Annotated in this window: 16 protein-coding genes; 3 read left to right on the top strand and 13 right to left on the bottom strand. The window is 65.9% G+C overall.

Translation table 11 applies throughout. The annotated features are described in order from the left end of the window. Positions 1 to 4: 4 nt before the first annotated feature. Positions 5 to 322, bottom strand: a complete 318-nt coding sequence (locus tag BRA49_RS03715) for a transcriptional regulator (protein WP_292383585.1) — start codon at positions 320 to 322, stop codon at positions 5 to 7. Next, positions 319 to 552 (bottom strand): winged helix-turn-helix domain-containing protein, encoded by a 234-nt coding sequence (locus tag BRA49_RS03710; protein WP_292383583.1) that lies wholly within the window; start codon positions 550 to 552, stop codon positions 319 to 321. The genes BRA49_RS03715 and BRA49_RS03710 overlap by 4 nt, the downstream gene beginning before the upstream one ends. Positions 553 to 622: 70 nt before the next feature. On the opposite strand from BRA49_RS03710, the gene BRA49_RS03705 reads away from it, so the two are divergent. Beyond that, positions 623 to 988, top strand: coding sequence for a hypothetical protein (locus tag BRA49_RS03705; protein WP_292383582.1), 366 nt, complete (start codon positions 623 to 625; stop codon positions 986 to 988). A gap of 1 nt (position 989) precedes the next feature. Here BRA49_RS03705 and BRA49_RS03700 read toward each other — a convergent pair whose 3' ends face one another. Then, entirely contained in the window at positions 990 to 1,208 is a 219-nt protein-coding gene (locus tag BRA49_RS03700) for a hypothetical protein (protein ID WP_292383580.1), read from the bottom strand. Between the two features lie 120 nt (positions 1,209 to 1,328). Here BRA49_RS03700 and codB point away from each other — a divergent pair, with 120 nt between their 5' ends. Beyond that, positions 1,329 to 2,585 (top strand): cytosine permease, encoded by a 1,257-nt coding sequence (gene codB / locus BRA49_RS03695; RefSeq protein ID WP_292383578.1) that lies wholly within the window; start codon positions 1,329 to 1,331, stop codon positions 2,583 to 2,585. Here codB and BRA49_RS03690 read toward each other — a convergent pair. The 5 genes from BRA49_RS03690 to BRA49_RS03670 all read right to left on the bottom strand — a co-directional run bounded on the left by BRA49_RS03690 (position 2,578) and on the right by BRA49_RS03670 (position 8,217). After that, positions 2,578 to 3,090 (bottom strand): ferredoxin-thioredoxin reductase catalytic domain-containing protein, encoded by a 513-nt coding sequence (locus tag BRA49_RS03690; protein WP_292383577.1) that lies wholly within the window; start codon positions 3,088 to 3,090, stop codon positions 2,578 to 2,580. The genes codB and BRA49_RS03690 overlap by 8 nt on opposite strands. Beyond that, a complete protein-coding gene (locus tag BRA49_RS03685) occupies positions 3,083 to 3,367 on the bottom strand; it encodes a glutaredoxin family protein (RefSeq protein ID WP_348532055.1) in 285 nt (94 codons plus the stop codon). Before BRA49_RS03685 ends, BRA49_RS03690 begins: the two co-directional genes overlap by 8 nt. A 62-nt stretch (positions 3,368 to 3,429) precedes the next feature. Further along, a complete protein-coding gene (locus BRA49_RS03680) occupies positions 3,430 to 5,067 on the bottom strand; it encodes an MBL fold metallo-hydrolase (protein ID WP_292383574.1) in 1,638 nt (545 codons plus the stop codon). A 244-nt stretch (positions 5,068 to 5,311) separates the two neighbouring features. Further along, on the bottom strand, positions 5,312 to 6,667 hold the full coding sequence (gene ftsA / locus BRA49_RS03675) for a coenzyme F390 synthetase (protein ID WP_292383573.1): 1,356 nt from the start codon (positions 6,665 to 6,667) through the stop codon (positions 5,312 to 5,314). Positions 6,668 to 6,708: 41 nt separating this feature from the next. Next, the gene (locus BRA49_RS03670) at positions 6,709 to 8,217 is read right to left on the bottom strand and encodes an SLC13 family permease (protein WP_292383571.1); all 1,509 of its coding nucleotides are present in this window, start codon (positions 8,215 to 8,217) and stop codon (positions 6,709 to 6,711) included. Between the two features lie 250 nt (positions 8,218 to 8,467). Between BRA49_RS03670 and BRA49_RS03665 the strand changes: the two genes are divergently transcribed. Further along, the gene (locus tag BRA49_RS03665; RefSeq protein ID WP_292383569.1) at positions 8,468 to 9,484 is read left to right on the top strand and encodes a DUF3821 domain-containing protein; all 1,017 of its coding nucleotides are present in this window, start codon (positions 8,468 to 8,470) and stop codon (positions 9,482 to 9,484) included. A gap of 5 nt (positions 9,485 to 9,489) precedes the next feature. Here BRA49_RS03665 and BRA49_RS03660 read toward each other — a convergent pair whose 3' ends face one another. The 5 genes from BRA49_RS03660 to BRA49_RS03640 all read right to left on the bottom strand — a co-directional run bounded on the left by BRA49_RS03660 (position 9,490) and on the right by BRA49_RS03640 (position 13,948). Then, complete coding sequence (locus BRA49_RS03660; RefSeq protein WP_292383567.1) at positions 9,490 to 9,792, bottom strand: HEAT repeat domain-containing protein; 303 nt, start codon at positions 9,790 to 9,792, stop codon at positions 9,490 to 9,492. After that, positions 9,789 to 10,151 (bottom strand): STAS domain-containing protein, encoded by a 363-nt coding sequence (locus tag BRA49_RS03655; RefSeq protein WP_292383565.1) that lies wholly within the window; start codon positions 10,149 to 10,151, stop codon positions 9,789 to 9,791. The genes BRA49_RS03660 and BRA49_RS03655 overlap by 4 nt, the downstream gene beginning before the upstream one ends. Positions 10,152 to 10,221: 70 nt before the next feature. Then, positions 10,222 to 11,397, bottom strand: coding sequence for a DUF333 domain-containing protein (locus BRA49_RS03650; RefSeq protein ID WP_292383563.1), 1,176 nt, complete (start codon positions 11,395 to 11,397; stop codon positions 10,222 to 10,224). A gap of 154 nt (positions 11,398 to 11,551) precedes the next feature. Further along, positions 11,552 to 13,369 carry a DUF2207 domain-containing protein gene (locus BRA49_RS03645; protein WP_292383561.1) on the bottom strand — a complete coding sequence of 606 codons (1,818 nt, stop codon included), beginning with the start codon at positions 13,367 to 13,369 and terminating at the stop codon, positions 11,552 to 11,554. 12 nt (positions 13,370 to 13,381) lie between these two features. Beyond that, positions 13,382 to 13,948 (bottom strand): LemA family protein, encoded by a 567-nt coding sequence (locus BRA49_RS03640; RefSeq protein WP_292383560.1) that lies wholly within the window; start codon positions 13,946 to 13,948, stop codon positions 13,382 to 13,384. Positions 13,949 to 14,006: the final 58 nt, after the last annotated feature.

Below are 14,006 nucleotides of genomic sequence, written 5' to 3'. Positions count from 1 at the left end.
GGCCTCACCGTCTTCCGGTAAGGTCGGCGGAGCGGCAGACGTCGCAGATGGTGATCGCCCCTTCGCCCGAGGCGACGGCGGAGACCCACCGCTCGATGACCATCTCGAGGGCACCGGGGAAGTCGTTCCGGGAAAAACCGCGCTTCCGGTTCATGTACTGGGAGATCGCGGCCCTGCTGATCCCGAGGCGCTTGGAAGCCTCGCTCTGGCTCAGCCCGCGCTCGTTCACCAGGCGGTAGACCATCTCGGCACGCATCTGTGGGAGGAGCATCCGGGCGAGGGTGTCGCAGCGCATGATGTCGCAGGAAGGCGGCTCGGTCATTGCGCGGACACCGCCTGGGACTCTTTGTATTCGTAGAGGATCTGCCGGGCGTCGCGGAAGTTGAACTTCTCCACGATCATATCGTTATCTTTGAGCCTCTTTAAGGCGTAGCGGACGGTGCGGGGTGCGAGGCTGCTGAGACGGACGAGCTCCTTGTGGGTCAGGGCACCCCCGTCCTCGAGCAGCAGGAGGATCTTCCGGGAAGACGGGGGCAGGTTCACATCATCCATGGGGAATAGTTAACGCTGTTAACATATCAAACTGACGGATGTTATAACCCGGCGAACCCATACGATATCTATGCTCGAACAGCAGGAGAAAACAGCCCTCGTCGTGCTGGTATGCGTCGTCGGGATCGTGCTTGCGGCGCACCTCCTCTTTGACGCCGTCGGCCGGCCGATGGTGGCGGCTCCCTACTCCGAGGAGGTCCCGGACGGGGCGCTGGTCCTCCTCGAAGGAAGGGTCGAGGAGGTCAGGAGAACCTCGACCGGCGGACACCTGGTCCTCACCGTCAACGGCACCTCCGTCTTTCTCCCGCAGGACGTGGCCGTAGCGCTCGAACTCGGTGAGGACGAGAACGTAACCCTCTACGGGATCGCCCAGACCTACCGCGGGAAGCGGGAGGTCGTGGTCTCCTCCGCCGCGGATGTCAGGATCGTGAAATGACCTACTTCGTCCCGGTATAGAAGATATCGGCTCCCCCGTCGTCGCCCCCGATCCGGGGCCGTACGTGCCGGGATCTCCCGGAACTCTGCTCCTCCCGTTCGGTCGCCGGTTCAGGCTTCTCCCGGGCGGGCGCCGGGGTCTCGTCGGGCCTCTTCTTCCTCGCCCCCTCCACGCCGCTCCCGGCGGGGAGGTCTCCGTCGTTGATCCGCACGTTCGGCATACAGGAGGATCGTCGGGCCCGGTATATGACACCTTGGATCCACCGCCGGCCTGCAGAAGAGAGAAAATCCGGAAAGCATTTCATCCTGGAACGAAAAATGGGATCATCGACAGAGCGGCAATGATCCGGGAAAAGATGGCCGTTGCGGCGATGGACCAGAGTGGCGCGGAGGACTACCCGCTCTCCGCCGTCCCGGACGGGGCCCGGCAGGGGTTCTGGCCGATCACCCTGGTGCTGCTCGGGTTCACCTTCTTCTCCGCCACGATGTGGGGCGGCGCAAGCCTCGGGGTTGCGTTCCGGTTCTGGCCCGATCTTGCGGCGATCATCCTCTGCGGGAATGCAATCCTCGCCGTCTACGTCGCCGGCCTCAGCTATGTCGGCTTCAGGAGCGGCCTCTCCACCGTCCTCACCGCCCGGTTCGCCTTCGGGAACGCAGGCAGCCGGTGGTGCGACGCCCTCCTCGGCCTCACCCAGATCGGCTGGTACGCCTGGGGGACCGCGACGATCGCGATCGTCCTCGTCCGCCTCCTCGGCCTCGACCCGGGACTGCAGGCGCCCCTGATGATCGTCTTCGGGCTCGGTTTCTGCCTGACGGCGTATATCGGTTGCCGGGGGCTTGCCGCCCTCTCGCGGGTCGCGGTCCCGGCGATGCTCCTCCTCATCGCCGCAAGCGTCACGATCGCCCTCCGGGACGCCGGAGACGCCGCCGGCCCCCTCATGACAGGCAGCCTCACGGTCGCCGAAGGCCTCACCATCGTCGTCGGCACCTTCGTCTCCGGGGGGACCCAGGTCGCCAACTGGACGCGCTTTGCCGGGTCGGCCCGGACCGCGGTCGGCTCATCGATCCTTGCATTCTTCTTCGGGAACGGGCTGATGATCGCTGTCGGCGCCGTCGGCGCAGTCGTCTACGGCCTCGACGACATCGTCGAGGTGCTGGCGGTCCAGGGCATTCTCTCCGCCGGAATTCTCCTCCTCTTCTTAAACATCTGGACGACCCAGGACAACACCATCTACAACGTTTCCGTCGCCGGATGCCACTTCTTCCGGACCGAACGGCGACGGCTGATCACCTTCGCCGGCGCCGGCGCCGGGACCCTGCTCGCGCTCTTCGGGATGTACGACTTACTGATCCCGTATATGGTCATGATGGGAGTGCTCATCCCCCCGCTCGGCGGGGTGATCATGGCCGACTTCTTCGTCCGCCACCGGGGCCGCTACCCCGTGCTCAACGAAACGGCCGCCCTCCGGTTCAACCGGCAGGGGCTCGCCGCCTACGCCGCAGGCTCTCTCGCCGCCCTCGTGATCCCGGGAATCCCTCCGGTGAACGGGATCGTCGCCGCATTCCTTCTCTACGCCTGCCTGGTCCGGTTCACATGAACCGTTCGAACCGGTCGCGGGAAACCCGGCAGATCGGGCAGGTCTCGGGCGGCTCGTTCCTCGCACAGAGGTAGCCGCAGACCCGGCACCGCCAGACCGGGTAGTTCAGGCCTCCGGGGGCCGGGCCGGCCGTGGCGCGCTCTTCCTTTGCTCGCCGTCGTTCCGCCGGCGGCGGGCGCCGTTCCGGGACGGGGGCGGCGGCGGAGAGGCCGGCCTCCACCTCGGCGTTGACGTAGAGAGCGCAGTAGCAGGCCGCGTACTCGGCGATATCGGGGTCCCGGTAATCGCAGGGGCAGATGATGTCGAGGTCGTCCTCCCGGTTCCCGGAGGCGAGCCGGCAGGGGCAGGATATGTAGCCGTACCGCCCCCGGTTGGCGAGCAGGCCCCGGACAAGGCCCCGGGTGAACTCCTCATCAGGGTTGATGTGGTAACCGCCGGCCTCCGCCTCCTCGACAAGGCCCTGTATGAAGCGGTCGACCTCCTCGTCGCTCGCCGCGTCAGGCACCGACCGCCTCCCGGATCTCCTGCTCCTGGAACCCCACGATCGCCTTCGCGTCGTTGACGACGAGCGTCGGGAACGAGAGCCGCGGGTTCCAGCGTTCGACCTCACGGACCACGCGGTCCCGCTCCGCCCCCGTGAGCAGGTCCACGTAGACGTACGAGAACTCGACGCGGAGGCCGGTGAGGAACTTCTTCGTGTCGGCGCACCACCCACAGGTGCTCAGGGCGTAGAGAATCACCTTGCCGCGATCCTCTCCGGGCACATGCTGCATACCGGTCATGATCACTCCCGTTTCGAGGGCCGATGGTAAGTAGTTTGTCCCCGCTCCGGGGAGGGCGGGGACTACCCTCCCTCAAAGAGAAGAAAGAGGCCGGCACCGTCGCCGCCGGCCGCGAGCGTGACTCCGGCGAGGCCGAACTTGCGCCGGTAGAACCGGAGCCTCCGCTCGGAGAGCGCCTCGCAACCCGGGATCCGGAGCCCGACTGCATCCCCCTCGCGCCGGAGGGAGAGCCGGATCTCGCGAGACCCGGCAGCCACCATATCCTCGAGGACACCGACGACCTCGTCGCAGAACCGCTCCCGGTCGATCGACACCGGCGGAAGGGGGTCCTCGGTCTCGACGGAGAGGCAGATGCCCTCAAAGAGCGGGAGGTAGGCGAGCCGGCAGACCAGCTCCGCCCGGTAGGCTGCCGGGTCGTCGGCCGCCTCGATGAACGCTTCGTCCGAGAACGGGCACGACGAGACCCCGGCAACGAGATTCCGGAGCAGCGGCGGGAGGTCGACGACGGAGAGGCTGACGGTGTCCTGGTAGCCCATGATCATGCTCATGAAGTCGGTGAGGAGGCGGTCGGCCCGGCGGAGGAGCGATGCCTCGACGACGTGGTTGAGCCGGTCGCCCGCGAAATGAGCCTCGATCCGCTGGATCACCTGGACGGCCTTGAGGACGAGCTGGACCTCGAGCTTCTCCCCCGCCCGGAACTCGTCGGCGAACCGCGAGAACTCCGCCAGGAACTCGTCGATCCGGTCGGATTCGAGCAGTTCCTGGTAGCGCCGGGCCTCTTCGGCCTCGCCGAGGTCGTCCAGGCGGTAGACGAGGGCGTAGAGGCGGCCCGCGATCACGGCAAAGAGCCGATTGGCCTCCTGGAGCAGGTCGACGGCGTGCTCCAGGGAGTCGTCGAGCCGATGCCGGTCGAAGGTCCCGATGCCGGAGAGTCTCTCCGCCTCTCCCTTGAGCCGGTCGAGGAGCCCCGGCATCGCTGCGGCCGGGATGCTCCTCCCGTGGCCGGGGCAGCAGAGGCTCACCGGTTCGCGGGAGAGGATCCACCGGACCCGTTCGATCGAGGCAAGCAGCGCCGGGTGATCCCACCCGGCAAGCCCGGCGACACCGGGGCTCGCCGCAAAGAGGAGATCGCCGATGAAGAGGAGGCCGCCGAAGCGGATGCAGATGCTGTCGGGCGAATGGCCCGGGGTATGGTAGACCACAAGGGCATCCCCGGAGGGAAGGGGGACCTGCTGCCGGTAAAGGACGATCCCGCCGTTCGTCTCCAGGGTCTCGCGGTCGCGCCCGGCAAGAAGCGGGAGGCCGACCGGGAGCGGCTCGATCTCCCACCCCATGATCTCCGCAACCGTCCGGGCCGGATCGCCGGACTCGAGCGCCCTGGCACCCTCCTCCGCCGCAGCGATGGTGAGGTCCGGGAGGGAGCGGAACCGCCGGTCCCGGGTGGCCTGGTAACAGTGGTCGGCGTGGCAGTGGGTGATGAGGAGGAAGACCGACCGTGGGGTCTCCCCGAGGCTCTCCTCCACGAGCGCGAGGATCCGGTCCATCTGCGCGGCGTCCGCCCCCGTGTCGACGATCAGGATCTCGCCGGGTGTCCGGATGAAGTAGGCGTTCGAGCAGGTAACGTCCGGTTTCCGGAGAAAAGGGTAGATCTCGGCGCCGATGGTCCCCGGCACCGGCTGCCATCGCTGGTCTTCGAGCATTCCGCAACACCCTGGCTGATGGAGGAGTATTGGAACGGAAAGGAGAAAAACCAGCCGGATATCGCCCACGGTGCCGTGCCTGGATAACGCTTATCCCGCCGTGCGGAAAGAGGAGGGGGTGTGAAGAGAGGAGATGATCGTCGGAAGATATGCACGGATCCTGGCCGCGCTCGTGCTCGCCGCGTGGATCTGCGGCACCGCCGCGGCGCAGCAGGATCCGTGGTGCCGGTGGCGGTAGGCACCGTCACCGCCGGTCCACGATCCGCTTCGGCCGGCCGGGCGCCCGGTGGAGTTCGAGTCCTCCCGGCGGCGTGACGGCGCAGACGATCTGCAGGGATCCGTCCTCGTAGGCCTCTACAAGGGCCGGGACCGACCGGAAGAGGGTGGAACGAAAGGTCTCCTCGACCTCCCCGGGGTCGGCGCCGGCCGGGTCGTGAGACTCCATGCTCACCCGGAGGACGGTCTCCCCCGCCTCGTCGCCGCCGTAGATGAACGCCTCGTACTCCCCGTTCAGCGATGCCATATGCTCGGGCGCAAAGACCGCCGCCTCCACGTCCACCCGGTTGAGCGGGACCCCGGCGACCAGGACCGTCTCCGCCTCGCGCCGGGGATTCTCGATCCGCATATGCGTCCGCCCGCACCCGCACCGCTCCCGGGAGACGACCGAGCAGGTATCCTCCGTGTCGTAGTTGATGAGGAGCGTCCCCGCCCTCCTGCCGGGTTCAAGGAGCGTCGTATAGACCAGCCGGCCGGTCTCGCCGTCCCGGACGAACCGCTCCATCCGGGGATCGTAGAGGTCGAAGTGAACCAGATCCTCGGGAACGTGGAGCCCGGCCTGGCGGGTGCACTCGCCGCACATCGTCCCCTCGGTGCTCCCGTAGGTGTTGTAGACCGGGCAGCCCCAGACCTCCTCCAGGTAGCGCCTCGATGCCGGGGCGAAGCTCTCGCCCCCGACGATGAGGCGCTTGATGCCCGCCTCCTCGGGCGGGTGCCCTTCCGCCTCCATCCGGCGGGCGAGCCGGAGGAGTTTGAAGACGCTCCCGATCACCGCCGTCGGGCGGTAGTGCGCCATCACCCGGACCGGGAAGGTACATTTCCCCTCCGGGATGACCGTCACCCCGAGGTCCCGGGCGGCGAGCGTCATGGTGTTCGCCCCGACGTTCATCCCGTAGGAGGCGCAGACGATCACCCGGTCGCCGGCGAGAAAGCCCTGCGAGACGAAGAGCCGGGCGTACTTCCCGGCATACCGCTCCCAGTCCTCCCAGGTGAGGAAGAAACTCTTCGGGACCCCGCTCGTCCCGGAGGTCTCGTTGACCGTGAAGACCGCATCCCAGGGGACGCTCTTAAAGCAGAACTCAGTGGTGTTCGGAGGCTGGTAGCGCCGGATCGTCGCTCCCGAGATGATGGGGAGGTCGCGGAGGCCCTCGTGATCCCGGATCGTCTCCGGGCGGATCTTATGCCGTTCGAACCACCGGCGGTAGAAGGGGGAATGCTCCGCCGCGTACCGGACGGTGGCGTGGATCCTCTCGTCGACGAGCGCGTCAAGGTCTGCTCGTGCGAGCGTCTCCACCGCCGGGTTGTAGTACCGATCGCCTGTCATCCGGGCGGGATAGACGCCCGGGATAAAATAGGTGCCGGGGGTCAGAGTGCCCAGGCAGGAATATCAAGGGGGACCCCGAGCGCCCAGAGGACGATCGTGTAGAGGCAGACCATCCAGAGCACGACCCCGACGATGTCAAGCGCCCAGCCGGACCGGAGGAGGTCTTTTGCCGAGATGTAGCCGCTCCCGAAGGCGACGGCGTTCGGGGGCGTGGCGACCGGGAGCATGAACCCGATCGAGGCGCAGACCGCGGCGGTCATCATCAGGACGATCGGGTTGACCCCCATACTGATGGCCGCGATCGCCATGATCGGCATCAGAATGGCGGCGATAGCAGTGTTCGAGGCGATCTCGCCCGAAAAAACGACTCCCAGCGCCACAATCAGGATCAGGAGGACGATCGGGAGCCCGTTGATGAGGGTGAGCGACTCGACGATCGTCGTGGCAAGCCCGCTCTCCAGGAACCCGTTCGAGAGGGCGATACCCCCGCCGAAGAGGAGCAGGATGCCCCAGGGGATCTTCACGGCCCACACCCAGTTCATCGTGAAGACGCCCTTCTTCGCGTCGACCGGGAGGACGAAGAGGAGAAGCGCCCCGAAGATCGCAATCGTGGAGTCCTTGATCCCGGGGAAGATCATATCAAGGCCCGGGATGATGATCCCATCGATCTCTTTTGTCTGCTCGAAGATCCAGGCAAGGGCGGTTAGAAGAAAGACGAACAGCGTCCACCGCTCCCCCTTAGAGATCGGGCCGAGTTTCCCGAGCTCCTCGCGGATGATTCCCCCGGCGCCCGGCAGGGTCGACCTCATCTCACGGTACGGCCCCTCGACGAGCCAGAGCCAGGCGAGGAAGAGGAAGATCGCTGCAAACGGAACACCGAACTTCATCCAGGAGAAGAAATCGATGGGGGGCGCGTCGGGAAAGATCGTCGCGAGCTGGGCGATGAAGATCCCGTTCGGGGGTGTGCCGATGATCGTCGCAATTCCCCCGATGCTCGCGGCGTAGGGGATGCCGATGATCAAGCATTTTGCAAGCGCCTGTTCTCCCCTGTCGAAACCTTCAAGCGATTTATCGGCGCCGGGGAGGATCGTCAGGATGATCGCGACCGCGATCGGGATCATCATCATGGCCGTTGCCGTGTTCGAGATCCACATCGAAAGGAACCCGGTGGCGACCATGAACCCGAGCACCAGGCGGCGCGGGCTCGTCCCCACGACCCGGATGATCTGGAGAGCGATCCGCCGGTGCAGGCCCCACCGCTGCATCGACATCGCGATGATGAACCCGCCGAGGAAGAGGAAGATCACTTCGTTGCCGTAGGATTCCGCCACCTTCACCGGGGAGAGAACCCCGAGCGCCGGGAAGAGGACCAGCGGGAACAGGGCGGTCGCCTCCAGGGGGACGACGCCGGTAACCCAGAAGAGGACCATAAGGATGGTGACTGCCGCAACCGCCTGCGCCTCGGGCGCAAGGACGGCGGGATCGATGGGGATCGCCAGGATCACGAAGAAGATGAGGAACGATGCGATGATGAAAGCGACCCTTCTCATTCTCAAACGTGGGAGAAGAAATTATTTAAGTGTAAGGAATTGGAAGTCAACCGGGTTTGGAGGAGAATAATCGAAAAAGGCACTTTCAAGCCGCCCGTCTCCCGACGGCGATCCCTGCCGCACCCGTCGGGGGACGGGAACCAACGACCGGCGATACCGAGAGGGCCGCAGTGACGGTGCGTCGATGTACCCGGGCGGACCGGACCCCCAGCACACAACCTATATCAGCAGAATCAGCACACGGGATAGCATGACACCAGAGTGGATCCGCAGGCGAGGCTTCATCGTCCTCCTCGCCGTCTGCCTTCTTGCCCTCTGTGCCGGAGAGGCCGGGGCCCGCGGGCCGGGGATCAACGACATCCAGCCCTACGATACGATCTTCGTCTACGAAGAGGGGCTCGATCTCACGCAGCTCCGGAACGCGACCACGAACAACCCCATCACGGCGCTCCAGAAGTACCAGGACAACGACCCCGACCGGGGGGTCACGAAGAGTATCCCGGTCGCTGACGACACCGACTTCGAGGTCCAGGATATCCTCCTCACCGGCGGGGAGTACGGTCCCTACTACGCGTTCAACCCCACCGACGGGAGGACGGCGCTCGTCTTCATCCGCGAGCCGACGATCTACCTCGACGTGGTGCTCGCGAACCCCTACCACAACGAGCCCCTGACCGGACTCACCGTCTCGTCGAACACCAGGATAGCGTTCCGCATAGCCTCCCCCGACGTCGGTTCCTTCTACCGGGCCGGCGGCGTCTACCCGGCGATGGTCGACATCGTGCTCACCCACCCGGGCGGTGCGGAGACCACCGCCATCGGCGGGATCAGCCTTGCCGGGTTAAACATCAGTTCGACGCGGTTCTACACCGACGACCCCGGCATGCCCGGTGCGATCCCGCTCTCCGGCCTCCGTGAGCAGGGGACGTACACTGCCCGGGCCGTATGGAGAACGCCGGCAGCCTTCGACGCCTACGCCGCCGACACCGAACCCGTGACGTTCACCGTCGGCAACCGCGTCGGGATCGATACCGGGACGCTGACACCCACGCCGACGGTGACCGCGACGACGGTCCCGGCAACCCCCACGCCGACAACCGCAGCCCCGACGACCTCGCCCACGACCGCACCGACGGAGACGGCGACAACGGCACCGACCGGGACCGCGACGACGGCTCCGGCAACCCCCACGCCGACCACGGCCCCGCTCCCGGCAGCGCTGGCCGTCGCGGCCCTCGCCGTCGCTCTCATCGGCAGGCGCAGGTAAGAGAATCAGCAGAACCGGCAGCCGCAGCCGCCGGCCGCGTCCCGGATCCGGCGGAGGGCGGCGGCCGCCCACCTCCCGACACCCGGGTCGGGGTCTTCGAGAGCCCGGATGAGCGCCGGGGCCGGCCGTCCGTCCCCGATCATCCCGAGGGTGTAGGCCGCCCACATCCGGAGGCGGGGGTCGGGGTCTTCGAGCGCGGCAAGGAGCCCCGGAAGGGCGGCCGGCCCGAGGGCAGAAAGGGCCCTTGCCGCCTCCATCCGGTCGGCGGTCGCACCGTCGCGAAGGATGCGGATCAGGCTTTCCGTCACGGCGACTCGTTCCCTTTCGTCTCCCGCTCCTCTTCGGCGAAGATCTCGTCCAGGCCCACGTAGATCGGGAAGACCTCGTGGACCCCCGCGAGGAGGAAGACCCGGTAGACGTCGGGCTGGACCGAGCAGAGCGCCATCTCCCCGTCCACCACACGCAGGTCGCGGAGCTTCTTCAGAAGCACCCGGAGACCGCTGCTGCTCATGTAGGCCGCCTTCTCCAGGTTCAAGAGTATCCGCTTCCCGCCGCGCGCCAGCACCCCGGAGAGCGCCGAATCCAGGTTTTCTGCCGATTCCGCATCGATTCTGCCGTCGACCGATACGATCGCCGTATCGTCCCGCTCGCTGACCGAAACGTCCATGGCTCTTCTCTTGGCGCGTGAGGGAAAAAGCAGCTCGTTTTGCACCGGGCCCGCGCCCGTCAAAAATTGGTTAGTGGGTCTGCCGGTAGTAGTCCCACGCATCGACTACAGTACCGTTGGCAAAGATACAGACGCCGTACTCGCTGCCGTCGGGGTTCTGCCGGGTCTCGTAGGCATGGCCCTGCTCTATGCACCAGACCGCGGCCGGGTCCGCCATGCCGGCCATTCCGCCGCACGAGGAGCAGGCCCACGGGACGGCGATGATCTCGACCGGCGTCCCCCACTGCTGGATGGTCATGACGCCCTCCTTCACCTCCCCGACAAAGGTGATCCGCATCCCGTCGACGCGGTAGCGCTCTTCAAGCCCAAACGGGAGGTAGTGCTCGCCGCCATCGGCGACGATCCCGTAGAACCCACCCTCAAGGTCGACGTAGGTGACCGTCCCGGTCGTTGCGACGAAGGTCGCGTTCCCCGCCGTATCGATGGCGAGGACCTTGACCGGCGTCCCCCACTGCTGGATGGTCGCGACGTCCTCCTGCACCTCCAGAACAAAGGTCACGTTCAGGCCGTCGATCAGCCGGGCCTCATCGAGACCGAGCGGGAGGTAGTGCCGGCCGTCATCGGCGACGATCCCGTAGAACCCGCCCTCGAGGTCGATGTAGGTGACCGTGCCGTTCCCGGAGACGAGCATGACGCCGTCGATCCGCTCGATGGAGCGCAGCTCTACCGCCGTTCCCCACATCTGGATCCCCGCGCCGCCGTCCAGGACGTCGGCGCTGAAGGCCACCCGGAGACCGTCGGTCCGGTACTCCTCCGGGAGGTTCTCTGGCAGGAAACGCCGGCCGTCATCGGTGATAAGCCCATAGAACCCGCCCTCGAGATCGATATACGTGACCGTGGCGTTCGCTGCAACCGTCCGGCGGGTATCGGCCGCCTCGATCTCGACAATCTCGACCGGTGTCCCCCACTGCTGGAGGGTCACGGTATCCTTGAGGACGTCGGCGACGAACCTGACCCGGAGGCCGTCCTGCTGGTACTCCGCCGGGAGGTTTACGGGGAGGTAGCGTCCGCCGCCGGCGGTGATCCCGTAGAACCCGCCCTCGAGGTCGACGTAGGTGACCGTGCCGTTCCCGGAGACACGGTCGGCCGGCCCGTCCTCTCCCCCGGCGGCCATGCACCCGCAGGCGATGACGGCCCCGATCAGCGTGAGGAAGACGACCATGTAGTTTGGATATGAACCCGTCATAGGCATCAACACCGATACGTTCTCCCCCCGGAGGTAAGTAGATTGCCTTAACTACGAAGGGATTCGGACTTATCTGCAGGAAGAGGCCGTATGCCGGGTCGAAAAAAAAGGGGATGCGAGTCCCGGTCAAGAGACCGGAACAACCCGGAGAGCGTCAGCGTCCCCCGACGCCGCCGCCGCCAAACCCGCCGCCGCCACCGAAGGACCCGCCGCCCCCGAACCCTCCGGAACCACCGCTCGACGGCGGGGAGTAGAGGACGATGGGAGCAAAGATCACCGGCATGTTCGAGTAGAGCGGCACCCCGACATCCGGGAGGCTGATATTCAGGTTCTTCATCGCCTGCTCGACCTTATCGCCGAGGCCGAGCGCCGTCCCGTAGACCAGCCACTCGCCCCACATCGAGAGGTCCGCAGGGGAATACTGCTGGATCAACGCGAGATCCGAGAGGAAGTAGGCGAACGCATCCCATTCGAGTTTCTCCTTGTAGTGGTCGCCCTTCCAGAAGCCGAAGAGGGTCGAGGGGAAGAGGGCCGCGATCCCGACCTGGACCGCGACGATGAAGAAGAGGATGCCGGCCGGGATGAGGAGGTAGGCCGCGCCCGGTGCGAGGATGAACGTCAGGATCGCAAGCCCGCAGGGGATGGCACCGAGGAAGATGAGCGGGAGGATCGTCGTCCGGCCATCCCTGATGTACTGCCGGGAGAGCGTGGTATCCACGTCCCGGGAGAGGGCGGCAAGCGACTGCTGGTACTGCAGGATCCGGTGCTGGTAGCCGGGACTCCGCCGGGCGGTCTCGGCGAACCTGGCCAGTTCGTCGGTATCCACGACGTGGTCGTCGGCGACGTTGGCGAGGAAGTTGAGCACCCGCTGCTCGTAGGGGTCGGTCGACTCCCCCGAGACGATCCGGACCGTGACCCCTCCGCCCTCCGGCTTCTCGGCGACCACAATCTTCCCCTGCCGGTGGAGGTCGAGGACCGTCGCGTAGAATCCGTTGTCGTCGAACTCGAGGGGGTCGCCCTTGAAGAGGAGGTTCACCTGCCAGGGCTTGAGCGCGGTATTCGGCGTGAAACTCAAGTACTCCGGCACCGTGAACGGTTTCTCCCTTCCAAAGCGGAAATAAACGCCGAGGAGGACGAACGGCATGAGAAGGACGAGAAGGATCGCAAGACCGTAAAGGACGCCTGCCGCCCCGTAGAGGATCGGGGGCCAGCGGTTGGCATCCGCCGCCTGCTGCCGCACGTCCGGGACATACGCCGGGAAGCCGCCGACCTTCCCCGTAAAGGCCGGATCGAGGACCATCTCGACGTTCAGCGCGTCGTTCTGGGATGCGCTCCCCGTGATGATGACGGCCTCCGCCGTCCGCTCGATAGTGAGGGTCGGGGGATGAGTGTAGACCTCCTCGATATCGCCGGCGAACGGGAGCGTGATCCGGAGGTCCCGGAAGGGGACGTGCTCGTCGACGAGCTTCAGGTTCAGGTGCGCCCACTCCTCGTCGTACTCGATTGGCGGCCGGACCCGGTAGCGGTACTCCACCGTGTAGGTGCCGGGGTCGAAGTAGCCGGGGTCAAAGAGGCCCACCTCGTTAGCGAACGCAAGGTTCCGGATGACCGCAACATCCGAAGGGGTCGGGTTCCCGGCGGCCGTCCGGACCTCGTCTTCGGCGTTCTTGATGTAGCCGACGGTTCCGGGCGGGGCGGTCATCCCGATGAACTCGATGTGCGGCCGGTCGACGGCCGTAAAGGTGAGCGGTGCTTCCCAGTAGCGAAAGAGCATCCGGTACTCCCCCGCCGAACGGACGTCGTAGGTATAGCGCTCGATGAAGGTCCCATTCTCGAAGAAGACGGCGTCATACGCCTGGACCTCGAGATCGCCCCGGAAAAGGTCGGGGAGCGCTGCTGCTCCCGCGACCGCCAACACCCCGGCAAGAAGGGTGACGGCAACAAGGACGGCGATCTGCTGTCGTTCAGTCATGCCCACCGCCTATCAGAACGCTATCGTCGGGACGCGCTCGATCTCCTCGCCGAACTCCAGGTACTCAAGTTTCGAAAAGCCCATGACCCCGGCGACCAGGTTCGAGGGAACCGTGTCGGTCATGGTGTTGTATTGCTGGGCGATGTTGTTGTAGGTGTAGCGGTGCCGGGCGATCTCGTCCTCGACCCCTCTCACCGCGCCCATCAGTTCCTGGACCGTCTGCGAAGTCTTGAGGTCGGGATAGTTCTCGGCGACGGCGAGCAGCCGCCCGAGGACCGACCGGGACTCGCGTTCGAGTTCATTCAGGTCTCCCGGGCCGGCGCTGCCGATGCGGGCCCGCATCGCGGTCACGCCGGTCAGGGTCTCCTTCTCGAATGTCGCGTAGCTCTTCACCGCGCCGAGGAGCTGCTCGATCATATCCAGCCGCTTCTTCATCGCGACCTTCACCTGTCCGACCGTTGCTTCGGCGGAGTTTTTGAGGGAGAAGAACCGGTTATATATGCCAACTAAGGCCGCCGCGATGCCGATGACGACCAGCACCACGACGACGATAAGGACAAGGGAGATGATGTCCACCAAGGTCTGTCACCAGTATTGTATCTGCCCTGCGGTGTATTTAAGGAGTGACGTATCGCCG

Source organism: Methanoculleus sp. UBA430 (assembly GCF_002506585.1).
Classification (GTDB): Archaea; Halobacteriota; Methanomicrobia; order Methanomicrobiales; family Methanoculleaceae; genus Methanoculleus.
Note: the sequence above shows the minus strand (reverse complement) of the source record. Positions and strands in the feature narration are given on the sequence as shown.

Excerpts from the sequence above, each read along its gene's own strand:
- BRA49_RS03715 (WP_292383585.1), bottom strand. The coding sequence starts at position 322 with ATGACCGAGCCGCCTTCCTGCGACATCATGCGCTGCGACACCCTCGCC.
- BRA49_RS03685 (WP_348532055.1), bottom strand. The coding sequence starts at position 3,367 with ATGACCGGTATGCAGCATGTGCCCGGAGAGGATCGCGGCAAGGTGATT.
- ftsA (WP_292383573.1), bottom strand. The coding sequence starts at position 6,667 with ATGACAGGCGATCGGTACTACAACCCGGCGGTGGAGACGCTCGCACGA.
- codB (WP_292383578.1), top strand. The coding sequence starts at position 1,329 with ATGATCCGGGAAAAGATGGCCGTTGCGGCGATGGACCAGAGTGGCGCG.
- BRA49_RS03705 (WP_292383582.1), top strand. The coding sequence starts at position 623 with ATGCTCGAACAGCAGGAGAAAACAGCCCTCGTCGTGCTGGTATGCGTC.
- BRA49_RS03710 (WP_292383583.1), bottom strand. The coding sequence starts at position 552 with ATGGATGATGTGAACCTGCCCCCGTCTTCCCGGAAGATCCTCCTGCTG.
- BRA49_RS03655 (WP_292383565.1), bottom strand. The coding sequence starts at position 10,151 with ATGGACGTTTCGGTCAGCGAGCGGGACGATACGGCGATCGTATCGGTC.
- BRA49_RS03650 (WP_292383563.1), bottom strand. The coding sequence starts at position 11,397 with ATGACGGGTTCATATCCAAACTACATGGTCGTCTTCCTCACGCTGATC.
- BRA49_RS03700 (WP_292383580.1), bottom strand. The coding sequence starts at position 1,208 with ATGCCGAACGTGCGGATCAACGACGGAGACCTCCCCGCCGGGAGCGGC.
- BRA49_RS03680 (WP_292383574.1), bottom strand. The coding sequence starts at position 5,067 with ATGCTCGAAGACCAGCGATGGCAGCCGGTGCCGGGGACCATCGGCGCC.
- BRA49_RS03665 (WP_292383569.1), top strand. The coding sequence starts at position 8,468 with ATGACACCAGAGTGGATCCGCAGGCGAGGCTTCATCGTCCTCCTCGCC.
- BRA49_RS03670 (WP_292383571.1), bottom strand. The coding sequence starts at position 8,217 with ATGAGAAGGGTCGCTTTCATCATCGCATCGTTCCTCATCTTCTTCGTG.
- BRA49_RS03645 (WP_292383561.1), bottom strand. The coding sequence starts at position 13,369 with ATGACTGAACGACAGCAGATCGCCGTCCTTGTTGCCGTCACCCTTCTT.